Raw genomic sequence first — 15,127 nt, 5'->3', positions numbered from 1 at the left:
AACGCCTATGGTTAGTTAGTGATTAAAAACGCCATTGGGATATTTTTGCGTTCAATAACCCGATCCCAACGAGCAGCACCAGCCAATTCAGCCAAAGTAAAGCTGACGCTTGCAGGCGTACCAGTGTTTTGAAAGCCAAATGGATGCAATACCCAAGTATTACGGATCCATAAAGTTTCAATACCACCGCCTTCACCTTGAGCCGCTTCACGCTCAACTTCAACGGGAACATCGGGAGAGCCAACACCATAACCAAATGCACCAGCACCAAAGATAACGCTAGTGTATTTAAAGCCACTGGTTGTGCCTGCTGTAACGGTCATGCCGTCATCAACAACAACAACACGCAAGCCCATGTAGGTTGGGATGGTCAAATTACCCTGACTGTCTGGCATATAAACGATGTCATCGTTTTTAACCATCTGCTCCATAACGGCAGAGTGAACAGCCATGGTGCTAAGTGCTGCTGATGCGTCACCCATTGTGTAAACCGCTTCTGTAAATACGTCACGGTTAAAACGGGTATCTGCTGTTACTGAGCCAGTTGCTTCAGCGGCGACACTAACGACCATATCACCTGAATCATTTGCTACGTTGTCAGCCAGTACACCGTTAGCAGATGCAATCAAACGGCGCTGCCATTGACGCTGGAAATAGGTGTCAGTGCGCGAACGAATGTGATCCATTGCTTTTGGACCCATAGCAATTTCACTTGCCAGGTCTGACTTTGACCAGCCTTGGTTAACAAACGCTTTGCGGGCAATTTGTTCACCTTGAACCACTTTTTGTGGGGTAGCCACATCAGATGGATCGTCAGTTGAGTAATTAACCTCAACAGTGCCGTCCAAGTCTTTCCAGAATGGCAGCTCTGCTGTTTTACCTGGAGCTGATGCGATCTCATCCAGTAATGAATTACGAGTAACCACGCCACTTTGGAAAAAGACCGTTTTTTCAGGTCCATTTACCGCAGGCAGGTCGCGAAATACGGTGACATCAATAATGTCGGAGAGTTGTACAGTAGCCATTAGTTATTTCCTCTTAGCTGTTTGAATAATGTTGTGACTTCAAACGCTGATACTCTGCCGGATCTTCTTTTCGAAGTGCGGACAGCTCTGCGCCGGTCATTTCGTTGAATTTACGATTGACAGCACTGCCGCCGTTTTGTGAACCATTAGCGTTACCACTACCATGAGTAGTTTGTTCGCCTTTTATTAACCGTTTCAGCCTTGCCTGCTTTTTGAGTTCAGCAATGTAGCCGTTGCGGTCAACACTTAAGGCACTGCCTTTTGTGTCGTAATAAATTTCTTTCCCTGTATCGGGGTCAATCTTGATTTGTGAGCGGATTAAATCTGCAATTGCATATCCGGCATCTTCATCAACACCTAAAGCCAAGCCGATTTTGTCGGCAATGCTTGAAGCGTCTTTTTCTGCCTGTTCGCCTTTAATCTCTGAGCGCGCCGAATCATAAGCTTCTTGACGTACCCGCTTTTCAAGGTCTGCCATTTGCTGTTGATAGCGCTCTTCAATGGCTTTTACATCACCCTTGCTGCGGGCTTCTTCCAGGGCATCAGCACGCGCTTTTTCTATCGCTGACGCTTGGGTTTTTTCAAACTCGGAAAGGCGTTGATTGGTTTCTTTTAACTTGCTATCCAGATTGTCTGCGGTTTGCTTTACCTTGAGCATTCCAGCGTGCTTCCACACATCACCGACTTGCTCGTAATCAGCTTTCAGAAAATCCGGCACTTGTTCAAATTGTTCTTTTGTTAGTTCTGACATTGGCACTGCCTCTGCTTAGTTAAACGGTCACAGACCGTCGTTATTGCCGATTAACGGCCCTTGGTTTTCCATTTCTTGCATCATTGAGTCCACGTCCGAAATCAGCCATCCACCGTTTTCAAGTTGGCGGTGCAGTTCTGGTTGGCTTATATCGCCATTCATTTTCAATTCGATAAGCGTGCGAACTTCGTCAGTCGTTAAGCGTGGTGATGCAAAGTCGCGTGGTAGATCGAGTGTGATTTGATCTAGTGAGCTTTCAACGGCTTCTGGTTGCCATACACCCTCAAACATGGCGCAGTAGCTAATAGCCCGCTTCCAGGAGTTCTCGGAATTATCTGCAACGGTTTCAAGTAGTGCGTTTTGGTCTGCTGCTGCAATCTCAGCTTCGGTAGCCGTCATTGCGCCTGCTTTGTCGCTTGTGCCGCCAAGCATTCTTATGCGCTTATCGCTTTCGGTGAAATACCAATGGAAATCATCCATATTGGCTTCGGCTGATAGCACTCCCACTTCAACGCTGTTCGGGTAATTATTGACGCCATAGCCACCTGTTACCTGGTAGTCACGTCCGTTAATTTCTTTGAATATGTCTTTATCAATCGTCTTCCAACCTTTGGTAAATTTGGTTGGAACTAAGCTGCGCTGAGTCTCTTTGTAAACAGCCGAAACACGATAGCGGTGCAATGTTGCATCGCAGATAGGATGCAAAAACCCCATGCCACGAGAAAATATGCCGTGACTCATTTCCTCATCAGCCACAATCGAAACGGGTAGCCACTTAAGAGGTGAGCCGTTAACCGTCACATAAGAGCGTTCGCCCTCTTGCTTTCCGTCAGTGCCATAAACTATTTTTTGCTGGTAATAATCCCCGTTTTCATCCAATGCCAGCACTAAAAATGATTCAACATTCTGGTGCATGAAGCTGTCTTGATTAAACTCTGTGCCACGCTCTAACAGCATGATGAACCGTAACTGCATCGCACCGTTAATTCGGTCAAAGTGCCAGTTAACGACATTCTCGCGGGTATATTGCTTAATACTTGACCGTGGGTTTTGAGCCTCTAAGTCAGCAATACTGATGGCGTTTAAATCAACATCAGATAAGCCCTGATAATCAGCAACCAGCACATGCCATTTCATTGAAAGCACATTACTGGCTGCAAACTCAACTGCGCCTTTGAGTGACATTCCATCACCATCGACGTTTTGCTCTAAATAGCTAATGCGATCAGGCAATTCAACTGTTGTATTACCAATACGCATCTTGCCAAGCAGTGTCCGGCGCGTTTGCTCTGGATAGGGCTCAAACTCAGCACCGGCAATATATTCCTTGTAGCGAAGTTTCTGCTCATTAGATTCGGTATCAATCTGTGACGGATGAGGTAAGTAACGATAGCCTTTACGCTTAATCTCTGGGCTACCTTCCAGGCAATCACGCACCTTGGTTAGCTCATTAATACCCACGGTGTAATCAGGATGTACTTCCTCACTGATGGTTGCCGCTTCTGTTGTTGCCATTATCTAAAGCCCAAGCCGTTTGAATATTTCACTGTCTCTTGCCTTTAGTTCGTTAATCGTGAGTCTTCGTCCAGACATATCAATAAAGTCATTAAAATCGTATTCACCGCTACGCAATAGCTTGGCTCTAGTTGGCCCAAGTGCGTCATCCTGAAACCAGGCAGGTTGCGATCTCATCCAACTGTCTTGTGATGTGGACGCTCTGACTTGCCCTGCTTTGAATATGTCGCTGTCCTTACGTCCTCGGTATTTCACCCTGGACGCTTTGGTTAAATTCTTGGGCGGGCTTTCTTCGTTAGCACGTCTGCGCTGTGCATCTCTGATGCGTTGTTCACGCACTTCAAAGGCTTCTTTAGCATCTGTGCCAGGTTGCCCGCCTATCGCCGCTCTAGTGCCTTCCAGCTTTTCTGCTGATGGCAGATATAGGTGTGAAGAACGGCAATTAAAATGTCTAGGCACTTCAACGATATTGGGTGAGCCTTTAGGCCAACGCTTACCGTTTAATGCCCTACAACCTAATGTCGTGCGGTTATCGAATACGGCAGAGAACACCACATCCATTTCAACACTTGGGTTAGCCTCTGCCATTGCTGCTCTTGCTTGGTTAGCAAAGTGCTGGTAGCCGGTTCTGGTTAATGTTTCGGTTTCGCGTAATAAAATCCCGTTAACCGATTGACGGACATCCCGAATGATTTCACTTACGGGCAACTGCCTGCTGTAACCTCGACGAACAATGCCTAAAACCTGTCTCAACCGTGATTGCAAATTAGCGTCAACAAAATCAGTCCAAACGCCTGTATTAACTCGTTCACCACTGGTTATGCTCATGGTGGCCGCATCAACAAATGTGCGCACCTGCTTAACCGATGGAACCGAAAGCGACTGCTCCGTGCTATTACTTATAAAGCCTGCTTGAAAGTCAGCTTCATACTCGGCCAGTGACCTCATTTCAGCCGTTAATTCAGGCCATCCCGATTCTGCAATGATGGCTTTGTTAATCTGCTCGACTAATCGCTTAAGCTGTAAGGGTGTTCTGATATTGCCTTCTGCAATTAACTGTCTGACCCGGCTATATGTGCGACTTAATGCTGGCGTCATAATGGCATTAATGTTTTCTGATGCCAGTCTTGCTAAATACGTTTCGTGGCGTAGATATTCATCAATGTTGATTGGCATATCTACCCCGTTCGTGGTGCGGCTGATGGTCTTTGTAAAGGGAAGCGTTGGTGTATGAAATAGCCTGCCGCATCATTGTGATCGTCAATTGCCGGATGAACGTTGAATTTCTCCGGTTCGTTTTTATCGTTGTAGCCTTGGGTTTCCAGTGCATGTGTTAGCTCTGGACATTTATCGGTGTTTATTGCAATTCGGTTATGTGAAAACAAAGCGTTCATGGCATTAACACGGTCACGGACAAAAGGGTTTTTATCCGGCGCGTCAACGGCATAACCAGCGTTTTCAATAATCTCAATATCCGTTGCAGATGCGTTGGTGCTGTTATTGCCGCCGCTACTATCTGGATAAACCGTTAAGTTGTGACCTCTATAACGTTCCAGGTTGTTTACAAAATCATGTGTGTCGTGACTAATGAACTCATCAACAGCAATTGGTTTGTTACCCTCAATCACCCAAACATTTGCACATGTGCCGCCTATGTTGAAATCAAGTCCGATGTGTAATCTGTCACCCTCTCTGATTTCTCTATCAGAGTGATGTGTTTTCCGGTTGAAGAAGTGATAAACCTTGTTTTTAGTGAAGCTAACCCAGCCACCATAGATAAAGGCATCTGCCATTATCGGATCGTAGTTCTTACGAATTTGCTCTACATATCCTTTAGGAAGGAACTTGTTGCTGTCCGTTCCTGCTTTTATGTAGTGATAGCCCTCACCGATATTCTCGCCGTAACCCCATTTCTCAAAACAGAATCCGCCGGTTCCTTGGTCTGTCGTGCTGGCAACCGCTAATGTATTGCCGCATGCATGAACTGTTTTTTCACGGACGCGCTCTGTAATTTTTCGCCATGCATGTTCTGCATCGTCTTTTTTGAGTGTGTCTAATTCATCTACGCCACCATGAGCAATTTCATACGAAACAATCGCATCAGGGTCGTGATAGGTGTCGAGGTAATAAATACCGTTATTTAATGCCGGTATGGTTATCGTTAAATCTGATTTGTTTAACGTGTACTCATAACCTAACTGCTTGAGGTAAGCCTGAACACCACTTAAACCTCTACGCTTTGCCAGTTTGTATGATGGAAAGTAATGCCCGACACTAATGCCAGGGTCTTGCTCCATCAATGTAACAAGTCGCTTTATTAACCCCTCAGATTTCCCTGAACCAAAACCACCGAACATGGCTGGATGTGGGTGCATTGAGTTAATCAGTAGCTCTTGAGGCCGTGTTATCTCTATTCGGTCACTCAACGACATGGAAAACTCGCGTGATCGTTTTCTCGCCGTTGTTTTGCGTGTTCTGTTGCACTTGCGTTGGTTTGGCGTGACGGTCATTTAACTTAGTCATGACGCTAAGCCTGTCGACACCTTCAACCACTGCTTTAAAGTCTGAACCTGAGTCAGATACAGTTAATAATTCTTTTGCCTTTCCTATTGCTTGTGAGGTAAATCCTTCAATGTCTCTGAGCAACTGGATTTTAAACTGAACAGAGTGTTCAACTGCGTTCAGTTCTTCGGGCGTTAATTCTGCACTCTCTTGAATTACTTCAACTTTTTTCTGAACAAGGCGTTCAGTTTTCTTTTCAACGCCTTTGGTTGCAGTGTTAACGGTTCCTAATGAAATTCTGTATTTTTTGGCTAACTCTCTCTGGCTATATGAACCTGTATGAAAGTCAGCTAACAAGGCCGCCTTATCATACTTGCTTGCCATCTGTATAGCCCCTCACTGAGTTTGGTCACTGACCTTTTTAGGCTGGTTTATAAATTAAATTCTTGCTCTGTTTTCCGGGGCTTTTTATGCCCCGCCTTACAGGTATCAAACATCAGATCGAATACTTGGTCTGGGTTAAGCTCTGCTGGTATTTTGTGGTAGACCAGATAGGCTATTCCCAGGAGGTTGTGATAACCCTCATCATCTTTGTATATTTTCTGAGTTGTGGCTTTGAAGGCTTCCCAGTCATCGCCGCTTTGTCGAACTTCCTGTACTCGGCTTGCGACACCCGCCTGATAAATGCATTGATCTTGAATTTGCTGCTGGCTTAATGCCACCGCGAAAAGTAATTCGATCATGCTGCCCTCCTTTGAGGGTTATGTATTAGAGCCTGTCGTCTATTTCATTCGGATATGGATGGTTGTTTGCTTTGTTACGAGCCATTTCTGCTTCAATACGCATCTGTTCAAGCTTTAATGTTTTGCTTTTGAAGTACCACGTCATAAGTGACTGCGTTAAGAAGCCTGCTGCAGCAAAGAAGATACCCGCCAGGATAGCTACGACTGTCCACTCTTCCGGACTAAGCCAGCCCAAGAACAGTAACCCGGCACTTGCCCCGTAGTTTGTCTTTGCGCCTACGGTGGCGGCTGTCTCAGCCAAGTGATGGGTTATGCCAGTCATTAGTTAATCCTGAATCTCCGAACGTTGGGCAATAAAAAACCCCGACACATTTCTGTATTGGGGTTTGGTTTGTATCTATTTGTGGGTAATTGAGTGAGTAAAAGGCTTCCCACGCCTACCAAGCCACTTATATACAGTCAAACGCACGGGCTAGTCTCATTAGCGCCTTTTAAGGGTTACTGGTAGGTTAGCGCTTTATATTTTTGCAGGGAGCAAGCGCCGGTTGGTAACTCTCCTGCAATACTGCTTACATTACAGTACCAACTGTCTCGCCAAAGAAACGACTGGATTAACCTGTCTTCTCAATTGGTACTGTGATGTAATCTTTTTTCCGGTTACTTAACCGAAGTATGGCTTATTAAACCATGTTTATTCCTGCCTATAGTGCCTTTTTCTGTGCTGTTTTTGGGGTTTTATTGGGGTTAGTTAAGTAAATAGTAAACTCGGTGACGTAAAGTGCTTAATTTACGGTAATACTCCGACCTGCTTATATCGTGAACCTGCTCTATGTACGCCAGCCATAGTTCATTTTTTGGCTTTTCAGTGATAACTGTTTCACCATCACCAAGAACCAGTCGATTTGGACGATGGCCTACACGGTTATGCTTAAAGCCACTATCTCTGAGTTTATTCATCCAGGCGCTTTGTCCAATATAGTGCAGCATGGTCAACTTCATTCTTGTTGGCTTCTGCTGTGGATTTCTGCCTCGCTCAGGTTTAAGCCAATGGCCTTTACGCCTCACTCCACTCTTCCACCAGTTACGCTCTATGTAATGCAGTTTCCCAACCTTGTGCATCATTTCCTCGTCTTTTGACAGCGATATCATATAACCCATTACAAGCTCTTCTTCACCGCTTATTGGTTCCTGGTATCCGCTATAACCAATCACCATCTTTTGCTCCGGGCTTATGTGGTTATATCCTAAATCGTCACCGTCATGTAATACGTTTCTAGCCCATTCTTCTAGCGCTCTGTCTGCTACCGCCGTAATTGTTCGCTCTGAGATCCGATTTGTAGTTTTCGATGGCATATTCAATATCCTTTAGCAGTAACAGGTAAGGCGGTAGCGTTTTTGATGTAACTCGCTTTATGTGCAGTTCTTTAATGTGGGATGATTCTGGTGTGTCTCGCACAATCCGAATACCTTCACCTTGGAAGTAAAGTTGATGAGCGCCATGCCTCTTAACCTTACTCTCTAAGGTCTGATAATCCCGTGGCGTGAATAGGTCCATCACTTTTATATCAATCAATACCTCAGCCATTTGACACCCCTTTATGGATATCCATCTTCTCCTGATGCAGCTGCATTTCCTCACCAACCGATCCAGCTTCTTCGTAATGCCTATCTGTTTTAGTGCTGTTGCTGGTTAAGATGCAGATGGGCTTGCCGAATATGCGATCCCATTCTGATTGCACCACTTCGTCATCGGCTTGCTGTGGTCTTCTGGTTGAGCCTTTGCCTGTCATCGTGAAAGCTCCTGTCTCAATCTGCGTCTACGGCCTTTTTGTGATAACCGGTTAAATGTTGGAGGTTTTGAGTATTTGTTATGGACTGGCATACGCTTCATCCAAGACAAATCCATTTCGGCCAGTGATAACCCGATTTGTAATGCGTAGATATTTTTCATCTAAAATGCCTCCCTAAATGTTCTTCGTTAGAATCACAAAGCTCGCACAATTCAGTGCCTCCAGTGATTACCTGTCTGCTTGCTGGAATACGATTACCGCAGTCGACGCAATCAAGTGATGTTGGCTTTTTCCTGGCTGGTTGCTTCTCTTGGCGGTCACTGGTTTTGTCTGCATCATCAGCCATATCGAAAACTCAAAGAATCAAGCTTCTGATGCGCCCAATTCTTTCTCTAGCCGCAGTTATCTTCTGCGTAATATCGTCTTGGGCACTATCCATAAACTGGACCAAGGAGGGCGGTGGAGAGTCATCACGTTCGCCATCAAACTCACCGGTATGGGTAATATCCTCAAGCACCCGATCTAAATCTCTGATAATTAAATTAATATCTTCGATTGCCCTGTAAATACCAACATGCTTGTATTCCCTTTCTTTTTGAATGCTTGCACCAGCGCCTGAAACGGCTTTCGCGGCAAGATGTAAAGCTCCAGCGTCTAATTTTTTATCCATTGCTATTCTCCAGTTGATTTAATTTCATCTAATATTTGCTCTAAGCTATGAACAATGGCGTAATGACCTTTCCACTCCGCCGCTAACTTGATTTGGCTGTCTTTGATTGCACCGGCTTTGAAGCCGCCTGATTTTTTAACTGCTTTGTCAGGATTTTTTATCTCAAAAAGATATGTAACCCCGTTGTGTCCAACCAAAATATCGTCATGCCCAGTCAGTACGCTGTAACCCATTTTCCTTAAGTCGCTGACTATGGATTTTTGATTATCATCAACTCTTGCAGCCCTTCTAAACTTACTCATTGGCAGCCCTCAAAGCTTTAATTCCATATGTTTCTGTCTGCCTGTGGCAGCCGATGCAGAGAGTCCTGCCGTTGTCGATATTTAAACGAAGCTCTGGGTGTGTACTAAACGGCTTGATATGGTCTGCATTTAGTTTTCCGCCAACCTGACCACATATTTGGCACTGATAGCCGTCGCGCTCAAATACTGCAACACGCCAGCTCTTGTATTCGAAGGAGCCTCTAATAATCATGGCATCAGTAGTTTTTCCGCCTTGCCATCTGTGAGATTTAGCGCCTTTCTGCCGTTTAGCTAATTGCTTGCTTCTGCAGAAGTCAGAGCAAGTTCTTCTTGCGTTGCCTGCATATTGACGCTCAAAATCACTGCCACAAATAGAGCACTTTGCCTTCTTCTGCATGGGTGGCTTGCCGTTTACATGCCCAATATGATCATCGCAATAAGTCCTCTTATGAATATCGCGGAAAACCTTACTACAGGTCTTGCAAGTGTTTTTCCGTCCGAGTTTAGGTCTGGGCTGCTGGGTTGAATTTGAAATTGCTGCGGCAATAGGCGCAATCACTTTAAGCCTTTCAATGTTATCCGGCCTTGAGCCAAGGCAACTTCTGCTGCAGTATTTTGATTTAGCATTAACCGGCTTGAACTTTTCGCCACAAGTTGGGCAAACCCTCAACTCATCCATAACGCCTTTATAGTTTATGTTGCCGCTGCCAGACATTCTTTCGGAGTGAGCTTGATTTTGGCATTCTGTAGAACAATACTTAGGTGGCCTTGATGGTCTGTTGCAATGAAAAAAATCATTACTGCAGTATTTACAACAAGCCACCTTCTGCAGACCTGATCGGAAGGCTTGGTTTTCGTCCACTCTCGCGGCTTGACGGTATTTACCCATCAACCAACTCCTTAAACCTTCCGTCAAAAAACTCGTTTTCAGGCCGAATCCACAAACTGCCGTTATCAACACTTTGATAAACACAAGCTCTAGTTAGGTCGACCTCCATTACAGCAATCATCAGCAATTCATATTTACCACCTGATTTTTGATGTAAAAAATATCTTCTGTTTTTTATTGGCTGCTTCATTTACGCTTCCTCATCTCAAACTCATTAACCACAATTCGTTTAACCCAATTCTTTAAATGCTCTGGCACTTCGTCTAGCAGTTTTTGGCGTTCTTTTTTGGTCTGTGCGGCCAGTACTTTTTCAGCGTAATAAGCCGCACAGAGACCGTTAATCATTTAGTTAAAATGTTGCTGGCTGAGCTACTGAGCGAACCAAACACATGTAACCTTTCTGCAAATCGGTTCTACCTTCTGCCAGCCAGCGCGATGGGTTCGTTGTAACTGTGTGAGGGTTGTCCACGGTTTCCCGCTGGGAGTTAATATGTTGATCAATTTTATGGATAAGTAGTCGCACTTCTTCTGCATGAGCCTTAATCTCATTCATCAAATCAATTTCTTCCTGACTTAAGTCGCGGTAGCCGCTAATTTTCGTGTGTTGATCTTTCATAACCACATACTCCAACCAAAGACTCGGCATAGTCTCCGGCGCTCTATAAAGATATTCAGACAATGCCGTACCTGTTTGTTGTTCGGGCATTCACTTAACGCCCTTTCCTGCTCTGCCCTGCTTTGCATCGCAAAAATAGCCTTGGCAATCTCTGCTGGTGCTTGGTCATGCAACCTTCAAAACCCCTTCGTTAAATCGTCTGATATTCGTTAGCATGATGAAGTGGAGGAACATTTCTGAACGCTCAGCCTTGTTGTGATAGATGTTTACGCCTTCACTGAACAGTTGATCGCACACGTAACAAAACTCTGCTGTTGCCATGTCACTGCATTTCTGACCTCTACCCTTTCCGTACCAGTGCTGCATTTCACCGTTGTAATGGCATGAGTAAGCGTCAGGTGAGCCGCATCTGATGCAGGTTGTGCCTTTGGATTTTTGCGTTAACTTGCTCATAAATCACCCCATTGAGTAGCCATTGCATTTGCTATCCCCGGAAAGAATCTTGCCCGCTCTTTGCCTCTATCCTTACTTGGTGACATATAAAAAACCCGCTCCCGCTCATGTTTTGGCAATGTCATCATGTGTTCGTAAACATCATCTGTTCCGGTTAATCGTGGCAACCCCTTTAATGCAAATCCTGTTTTTTTCTGCTCTGGATGCCCAAACTCGTAGGGTTGAACATATTGAATGTCAGCACCTCTCTGGCTTCTCAGTATTGGGAATAAAACGCTTGCCGGGTTTTCCATTGATACACGCTCAGAATGCTCGCAAGCCACGCCCCATACCTTTAATGCAAAATCTATTGCATCAAGCCTTTCCTGATGCTTCGCTTTGCCTTCTCCATAGGTTCCGTTACCACATACGCCCATTGCGGTGCATGGAATATGGATAATTATTAAGTCCCATTTGCGCGACCTGATAGCCTCTATGCAGTCACCCTGGATATGTTTTGATGGGTCACCCTCTGTTTCAAGAATGTCATTTGAATATGCGTTATGGCCTGCAGCAATAAACGCTTGAGTTACGACTTGAGAGTATTCGCAAGCAACTAGAACGTTCATGCTGCATACCTCGCTGATGGCAGACTTATTCCAGCCTCAGCCGCCAATCGGTAACAGGTTTCGATTAGCTCGCTGTACTCTTGTTTTTTGAGGGTTTCGCTTGACTTGACGACCTCGATTTCACGGCCTGCCAGATTTACGAATGTCGTACCCATCAGCTCAAACTTGCACAGCTCTTTAATCTCACCTTTTGTGTAACCGGTCTCGTCCGCAAATATGCCGCACAGGGTATGGAAGAAAGCGCGCTGCTCTGCCGTCTTATCTTCAACGTAATCCTGAACCGTGATGCGATACTTCTTATCAGCCGGTAAAGATTTAAGGCACTCGTAAAGACCAACTTTTATTTTGTCGCGTCTCTGGTCATCCAGGAATATGAAGGTGCGGGAGAGCATTAGGCGGCTCTCGCTGTGGTCTTTTCACGGACTCGGTTAATCAATCGTCCGTAGGTAATAGCCACTGGCTTAACTGCGTCTGGAACGTTTCTCAGGCCACGTTTATTTAAAATCGCGTGCTCTGCCCTGCTTATCATTTGCAGGTTTTCTATCTGCCAGTTAAGCGGATTTCCATCAACGAAAATGACAATATGGCCTTTCGGTATTGGTCCGTGATGCTTTTCCCATTCAACGCGGTGCTTGCCGCACCACTTTCTTGGCTCTGCAATCTTGACTTCCAGCCATCCATCTTTTGAGATCCGCTCGGAACCTACCGGACGATGATTAACTGGAGTATTGCCTTTTTTGAATGTGGTTTTATTTGGCCCCTTACAACCAGCCAACGGACTAGGAATATTGCCCTTCTTAAAGCAGCCTGTCCTACCTGTCATCCAGCCTTTTCGTTTGCAAAGTGCGTTAATGTTTTTAATGTCATGGCTTGCATTAAACTTAGCGTTTACAGCGTCGGTTAATTCCCTGCGAACCATTGTCCGATTCGCATAGATGAAATCTAACTCAGCCTGGCCGTATTTAATTTGCCGGCCTTTCATATCTGATCCAGCATTTTTGGCAGTGGTGATTTAATGCCGTATTCAAGCTGCAATTCATGCGCTTGTATGGCAATTTTTGCGTTGTCGATAATCTGCCCGCTAACCGAAACAATGCTTTTGCTTCGCTCTATCTCTTCGCGTAAGGCATCACCTTTCAAGCTTTCACTACCAAGCCGATCAAGTTGTGCAAATAAGCTGCTGTTTAATGTTGATAAATTCATAATGTGCTCCAAATCATCTGTGATACTGGATCTTTTGTTCTGGTGTTAGTTGTGATCATACTGCTGCTCCTGATAGCGGTTTCTGGCTTCAAGCAGTAATCTTTCTTGCTCTGCCAGTTCATCACGGCGTTTTTGTTCGTCCTGCTTTTGCTGCTCAACTTTGTTCACGCGTGGCTCAGGCGTGGATGACGCGAGCGCTTCGCGTAGTTTTTTAAAACCTGCTTTTGATTCGTTGGTGATAGGTGCTTCAAACGTGCCGTCATAACCAACCAGTGCAGCTATGTGCTGACCATCACCTGTTGGCTCTGGCGATGGAAGTAATCCAGTAACGCGACTTTGTGAGATAAGCCCTTTTTGCTGAGCCACTTCCAATGCTGTTTTTTTCTGAGCCTGATCGTGTCCGAGTGAAACTGTCCAGCGGATTGGCTGTCCAGTCATGCGGGAGTGCTCAATTTGTCTTTGGTAGTGCTGACGGAAAGCCATGCGAGCGCCTATTTCATCGCCTGATTCAAATACGGGCTGGCAGTGATACCAGGCCTGTGCAATTTCCTCAGTCCATACGGCCGTTGTGTTTTCATCAGCGCCTTGCAGGGCAATAGGCCAAGCTTCGTCTGCTGATGGTCTGCCGTCTTGCTGGTTGATGATTTCGATTATGTCTGCTGGCTTTGGTGCAAAATGGCTTTTTGCCACATGAACCTTGAATGCTCGCTTTACCTGCTCAATACTGTAAGGCGATAAGATATTCATCCAGAACTCAACCACCGAGGGTTCAGGTGGGTGCTTGTCAAAAATTGCCAGCGCCTCGCACAAGGCAATATCAAATTCTTTCAAGTTTTGGGCTATCACGATAATCGCTCCCCTGGTACTTCACGTTGATAATTGAGCTCACCAGGACGGCGAGCGGTTTTTGAGTTGCCGCGGTTAAATTGCTTTTGGCGTTTATGCCAATTTCTTGCTGCGGCCTGCCAGTTCTTCATTTTGTTTTTACCCACCATCCAGCCGTTTGATTCGTAGTAATCAAAATAGCCATCAAGGTTTAAATTTTGCTCGTAGGCTAGGGCTTCGATTTCACTTTCAGTTGGCGGCATGAATTTCTTCGCGGGCGCCTTCTCTTTAACTGGTGGTTCTATGGTGGTTAAAAGAACTGATGGTTCTGTGTCCCGTTTTTGGGACTCTTTAACAGTCCCGTTTTCGGGATCGTTAGGAGGAAAAAACGGTACTGTTCCGTTTTCGGTACTGTTCCGTTTTTGGGACTCTTTCATTGGTTGTTTTTTTGCTTTATCTAAGTGTCCCGTTTTTGGTACTCTTTCATTGGAGGGTTTAAGTTGTAACTTCCAGACTTTCACTTGTCCCGTTTTACCTCTCACCATGCCGGTGTCAGTGATAAGTCCAAGCAATGAAAGCTCTTTGAGCGCTGATATGATTGTCTTGCGATTAAGGGATGTTTTAGCTGTGATCGTTTCAATTGTTGGGTAGGCTTCACCCGCCTCATTTGCGTAGTCAGCAAGGGCAACAAGCACGAACTTGGTGGCTGCTTTTTGAATGCCAGCCTTAAACGCTAAATTTAATTGCTCAATACTCATGAGCTTAAATTCTTTAATGAGGTGGAATGGATGTACCTATCAGAAGATAACGAAGAAACAGCTAAATACGTCATAACTATAAAAATTAGTGATGAAACGCCCCTGACTAATTGGCGGGAAATAAAGAAAGCGATCGAGAAAATTAGCGATGAACGATGTAAGCAATTCATGACCTCATCAGACGGCCGATGCGCTGCTTTTTTTGTTGTGTCAAATCTGGTTGCCAGAGGTATACGCTCAGTACTTAACGGCGATACAGGGATGATTCGGCTATCCCCTTTACTAGCGGGTGATAGCATATTCGTCGCTGAAATTGATGATGAGAACTGGACAGCCATGGGGTTTAGCACCGGGTGGAGCTGGTTGCAGCACCAGTGATTTTGAAATAACGACGGACAGCGGCCTTTCTCCCGTATACATCGCTGTATGGCTGGAAGTCGTTTTCTCCAAAAATCTCATACACCTCACGAAGCCTGA

Annotated in this window: 24 protein-coding genes; 1 reads left to right on the top strand and 23 read right to left on the bottom strand. The window is 45.3% G+C overall.

What is annotated here, in order from left to right; translation table 11 throughout:
• Positions 1-11: 11 nt before the first annotated feature.
• The 23 genes from B3S93_RS12085 to B3S93_RS11975 form a co-directional block, all read right to left on the bottom strand.
• Positions 12-1,025, bottom strand: a complete 1,014-nt coding sequence (locus B3S93_RS12085; protein ID WP_292403154.1) for a hypothetical protein — start codon at positions 1,023-1,025, stop codon at positions 12-14.
• Between the two features lie 13 nt (positions 1,026-1,038).
• Complete coding sequence (locus B3S93_RS12080; RefSeq protein WP_292403152.1) at positions 1,039-1,776, bottom strand: hypothetical protein; 738 nt, start codon at positions 1,774-1,776, stop codon at positions 1,039-1,041.
• Positions 1,777-1,803: 27 nt separating this feature from the next.
• Positions 1,804-3,291 (bottom strand): hypothetical protein, encoded by a 1,488-nt coding sequence (locus B3S93_RS12075; RefSeq protein WP_292403150.1) that lies wholly within the window; start codon positions 3,289-3,291, stop codon positions 1,804-1,806.
• A gap of 3 nt (positions 3,292-3,294) precedes the next feature.
• Positions 3,295-4,467, bottom strand: a complete 1,173-nt coding sequence (locus B3S93_RS12070) for a hypothetical protein (protein WP_292403149.1) — start codon at positions 4,465-4,467, stop codon at positions 3,295-3,297.
• A 2-nt stretch (positions 4,468-4,469) separates the two neighbouring features.
• Positions 4,470-5,666, bottom strand: coding sequence for a terminase large subunit domain-containing protein (locus B3S93_RS12065; protein ID WP_292403146.1), 1,197 nt, complete (start codon positions 5,664-5,666; stop codon positions 4,470-4,472).
• A gap of 43 nt (positions 5,667-5,709) precedes the next feature.
• Positions 5,710-6,177, bottom strand: coding sequence for a hypothetical protein (locus B3S93_RS12060; protein WP_292403143.1), 468 nt, complete (start codon positions 6,175-6,177; stop codon positions 5,710-5,712).
• Between the two features lie 47 nt (positions 6,178-6,224).
• A complete protein-coding gene (locus B3S93_RS12055) occupies positions 6,225-6,536 on the bottom strand; it encodes a hypothetical protein (RefSeq protein ID WP_292403140.1) in 312 nt (103 codons plus the stop codon).
• Positions 6,537-6,561: 25 nt separating this feature from the next.
• Complete coding sequence (locus tag B3S93_RS12050; protein WP_292403138.1) at positions 6,562-6,858, bottom strand: phage holin; 297 nt, start codon at positions 6,856-6,858, stop codon at positions 6,562-6,564.
• A gap of 422 nt (positions 6,859-7,280) precedes the next feature.
• Positions 7,281-7,889, bottom strand: a complete 609-nt coding sequence (locus B3S93_RS12045) for a hypothetical protein (protein WP_292403136.1) — start codon at positions 7,887-7,889, stop codon at positions 7,281-7,283.
• Between the two features lie 224 nt (positions 7,890-8,113).
• On the bottom strand, positions 8,114-8,326 hold the full coding sequence (locus B3S93_RS12040; RefSeq protein ID WP_292403134.1) for a hypothetical protein: 213 nt from the start codon (positions 8,324-8,326) through the stop codon (positions 8,114-8,116).
• Positions 8,323-8,487, bottom strand: a complete 165-nt coding sequence (locus B3S93_RS12035; RefSeq protein ID WP_292403131.1) for a hypothetical protein — start codon at positions 8,485-8,487, stop codon at positions 8,323-8,325. The genes B3S93_RS12040 and B3S93_RS12035 overlap by 4 nt, the downstream gene beginning before the upstream one ends.
• A gap of 194 nt (positions 8,488-8,681) precedes the next feature.
• Positions 8,682-8,996: a hypothetical protein gene (locus B3S93_RS12030; protein ID WP_292403128.1), complete on the bottom strand. Its 315-nt coding sequence runs from the start codon at positions 8,994-8,996 to the stop codon at positions 8,682-8,684.
• 2 nt (positions 8,997-8,998) lie between these two features.
• Positions 8,999-9,298: a hypothetical protein gene (locus B3S93_RS12025; RefSeq protein ID WP_292403125.1), complete on the bottom strand. Its 300-nt coding sequence runs from the start codon at positions 9,296-9,298 to the stop codon at positions 8,999-9,001.
• Positions 9,291-10,187 (bottom strand): HNH endonuclease, encoded by an 897-nt coding sequence (locus B3S93_RS12020; RefSeq protein ID WP_292403123.1) that lies wholly within the window; start codon positions 10,185-10,187, stop codon positions 9,291-9,293. The genes B3S93_RS12025 and B3S93_RS12020 overlap by 8 nt, the downstream gene beginning before the upstream one ends.
• Entirely contained in the window at positions 10,180-10,377 is a 198-nt protein-coding gene (locus B3S93_RS12015) for a hypothetical protein (protein ID WP_292403120.1), read from the bottom strand. Before B3S93_RS12015 ends, B3S93_RS12020 begins: the two co-directional genes overlap by 8 nt.
• A gap of 159 nt (positions 10,378-10,536) precedes the next feature.
• The gene (locus B3S93_RS12010) at positions 10,537-10,893 is read right to left on the bottom strand and encodes a DUF7681 family protein (RefSeq protein ID WP_292403117.1); all 357 of its coding nucleotides are present in this window, start codon (positions 10,891-10,893) and stop codon (positions 10,537-10,539) included.
• A gap of 75 nt (positions 10,894-10,968) precedes the next feature.
• Positions 10,969-11,256 carry a hypothetical protein gene (locus B3S93_RS12005; protein ID WP_292403114.1) on the bottom strand — a complete coding sequence of 96 codons (288 nt, stop codon included), beginning with the start codon at positions 11,254-11,256 and terminating at the stop codon, positions 10,969-10,971.
• Complete coding sequence (locus tag B3S93_RS12000; RefSeq protein ID WP_292403111.1) at positions 11,253-11,864, bottom strand: hypothetical protein; 612 nt, start codon at positions 11,862-11,864, stop codon at positions 11,253-11,255. The genes B3S93_RS12005 and B3S93_RS12000 overlap by 4 nt, the downstream gene beginning before the upstream one ends.
• A complete protein-coding gene (locus B3S93_RS11995) occupies positions 11,861-12,256 on the bottom strand; it encodes a hypothetical protein (protein WP_292403108.1) in 396 nt (131 codons plus the stop codon). Before B3S93_RS11995 ends, B3S93_RS12000 begins: the two co-directional genes overlap by 4 nt.
• Positions 12,256-12,846: an HNH endonuclease signature motif containing protein gene (locus B3S93_RS11990; protein ID WP_292403106.1), complete on the bottom strand. Its 591-nt coding sequence runs from the start codon at positions 12,844-12,846 to the stop codon at positions 12,256-12,258. Before B3S93_RS11990 ends, B3S93_RS11995 begins: the two co-directional genes overlap by 1 nt.
• Positions 12,843-13,067, bottom strand: a complete 225-nt coding sequence (locus B3S93_RS11985) for a hypothetical protein (RefSeq protein ID WP_292403103.1) — start codon at positions 13,065-13,067, stop codon at positions 12,843-12,845. Before B3S93_RS11985 ends, B3S93_RS11990 begins: the two co-directional genes overlap by 4 nt.
• A gap of 45 nt (positions 13,068-13,112) precedes the next feature.
• A complete protein-coding gene (locus B3S93_RS11980) occupies positions 13,113-13,913 on the bottom strand; it encodes a hypothetical protein (protein ID WP_292403100.1) in 801 nt (266 codons plus the stop codon).
• Positions 13,910-14,650, bottom strand: a complete 741-nt coding sequence (locus tag B3S93_RS11975) for a helix-turn-helix domain-containing protein (RefSeq protein ID WP_292403097.1) — start codon at positions 14,648-14,650, stop codon at positions 13,910-13,912. Before B3S93_RS11975 ends, B3S93_RS11980 begins: the two co-directional genes overlap by 4 nt.
• A gap of 30 nt (positions 14,651-14,680) precedes the next feature.
• Here B3S93_RS11975 and B3S93_RS11970 point away from each other — a divergent pair, with 30 nt between their 5' ends.
• Entirely contained in the window at positions 14,681-15,028 is a 348-nt protein-coding gene (locus B3S93_RS11970) for a hypothetical protein (RefSeq protein ID WP_292403094.1), read from the top strand.
• Positions 15,029-15,127 lie beyond the last annotated feature (99 nt).

Source organism: Methylophaga sp. UBA3613 (genome assembly GCF_002375415.1).
In the GTDB taxonomy this organism is placed as follows: domain Bacteria; phylum Pseudomonadota; class Gammaproteobacteria; order Nitrosococcales; family Methylophagaceae; genus Methylophaga.
The sequence above is the reverse complement of the archived record's forward strand: the minus strand, read 5'-3'. Positions and strand labels throughout refer to the sequence as shown.

Coding starts and splice junctions, on each gene's coding strand:
- B3S93_RS12020 (WP_292403123.1), bottom strand. CDS start 10,187: ATGGGTAAATACCGTCAAGCCGCGAGAGTGGACGAAAACCAAGCCTTC.
- B3S93_RS12010 (WP_292403117.1), bottom strand. CDS start 10,893: ATGCCCGAACAACAAACAGGTACGGCATTGTCTGAATATCTTTATAGA.
- B3S93_RS11970 (WP_292403094.1), top strand. CDS start 14,681: ATGTACCTATCAGAAGATAACGAAGAAACAGCTAAATACGTCATAACT.
- B3S93_RS12050 (WP_292403138.1), bottom strand. CDS start 6,858: ATGACTGGCATAACCCATCACTTGGCTGAGACAGCCGCCACCGTAGGC.
- B3S93_RS12015 (WP_292403120.1), bottom strand. CDS start 10,377: ATGAAGCAGCCAATAAAAAACAGAAGATATTTTTTACATCAAAAATCA.
- B3S93_RS12045 (WP_292403136.1), bottom strand. CDS start 7,889: ATGCCATCGAAAACTACAAATCGGATCTCAGAGCGAACAATTACGGCG.
- B3S93_RS12000 (WP_292403111.1), bottom strand. CDS start 11,864: ATGAACGTTCTAGTTGCTTGCGAATACTCTCAAGTCGTAACTCAAGCG.
- B3S93_RS12075 (WP_292403150.1), bottom strand. CDS start 3,291: ATGGCAACAACAGAAGCGGCAACCATCAGTGAGGAAGTACATCCTGAT.
- B3S93_RS12085 (WP_292403154.1), bottom strand. CDS start 1,025: ATGGCTACTGTACAACTCTCCGACATTATTGATGTCACCGTATTTCGC.
- B3S93_RS12065 (WP_292403146.1), bottom strand. CDS start 5,666: ATGCACCCACATCCAGCCATGTTCGGTGGTTTTGGTTCAGGGAAATCT.
- B3S93_RS11990 (WP_292403106.1), bottom strand. CDS start 12,846: ATGAAAGGCCGGCAAATTAAATACGGCCAGGCTGAGTTAGATTTCATC.
- B3S93_RS12060 (WP_292403143.1), bottom strand. CDS start 6,177: ATGGCAAGCAAGTATGATAAGGCGGCCTTGTTAGCTGACTTTCATACA.
- B3S93_RS11995 (WP_292403108.1), bottom strand. CDS start 12,256: ATGCTCTCCCGCACCTTCATATTCCTGGATGACCAGAGACGCGACAAA.
- B3S93_RS12080 (WP_292403152.1), bottom strand. CDS start 1,776: ATGTCAGAACTAACAAAAGAACAATTTGAACAAGTGCCGGATTTTCTG.
- B3S93_RS12025 (WP_292403125.1), bottom strand. CDS start 9,298: ATGAGTAAGTTTAGAAGGGCTGCAAGAGTTGATGATAATCAAAAATCC.
- B3S93_RS12030 (WP_292403128.1), bottom strand. CDS start 8,996: ATGGATAAAAAATTAGACGCTGGAGCTTTACATCTTGCCGCGAAAGCC.
- B3S93_RS12070 (WP_292403149.1), bottom strand. CDS start 4,467: ATGCCAATCAACATTGATGAATATCTACGCCACGAAACGTATTTAGCA.
- B3S93_RS12055 (WP_292403140.1), bottom strand. CDS start 6,536: ATGATCGAATTACTTTTCGCGGTGGCATTAAGCCAGCAGCAAATTCAA.
- B3S93_RS12040 (WP_292403134.1), bottom strand. CDS start 8,326: ATGACAGGCAAAGGCTCAACCAGAAGACCACAGCAAGCCGATGACGAA.
- B3S93_RS12035 (WP_292403131.1), bottom strand. CDS start 8,487: ATGAAAAATATCTACGCATTACAAATCGGGTTATCACTGGCCGAAATG.
- B3S93_RS11975 (WP_292403097.1), bottom strand. CDS start 14,650: ATGAGTATTGAGCAATTAAATTTAGCGTTTAAGGCTGGCATTCAAAAA.
- B3S93_RS11985 (WP_292403103.1), bottom strand. CDS start 13,067: ATGAATTTATCAACATTAAACAGCAGCTTATTTGCACAACTTGATCGG.
- B3S93_RS12005 (WP_292403114.1), bottom strand. CDS start 11,256: ATGAGCAAGTTAACGCAAAAATCCAAAGGCACAACCTGCATCAGATGC.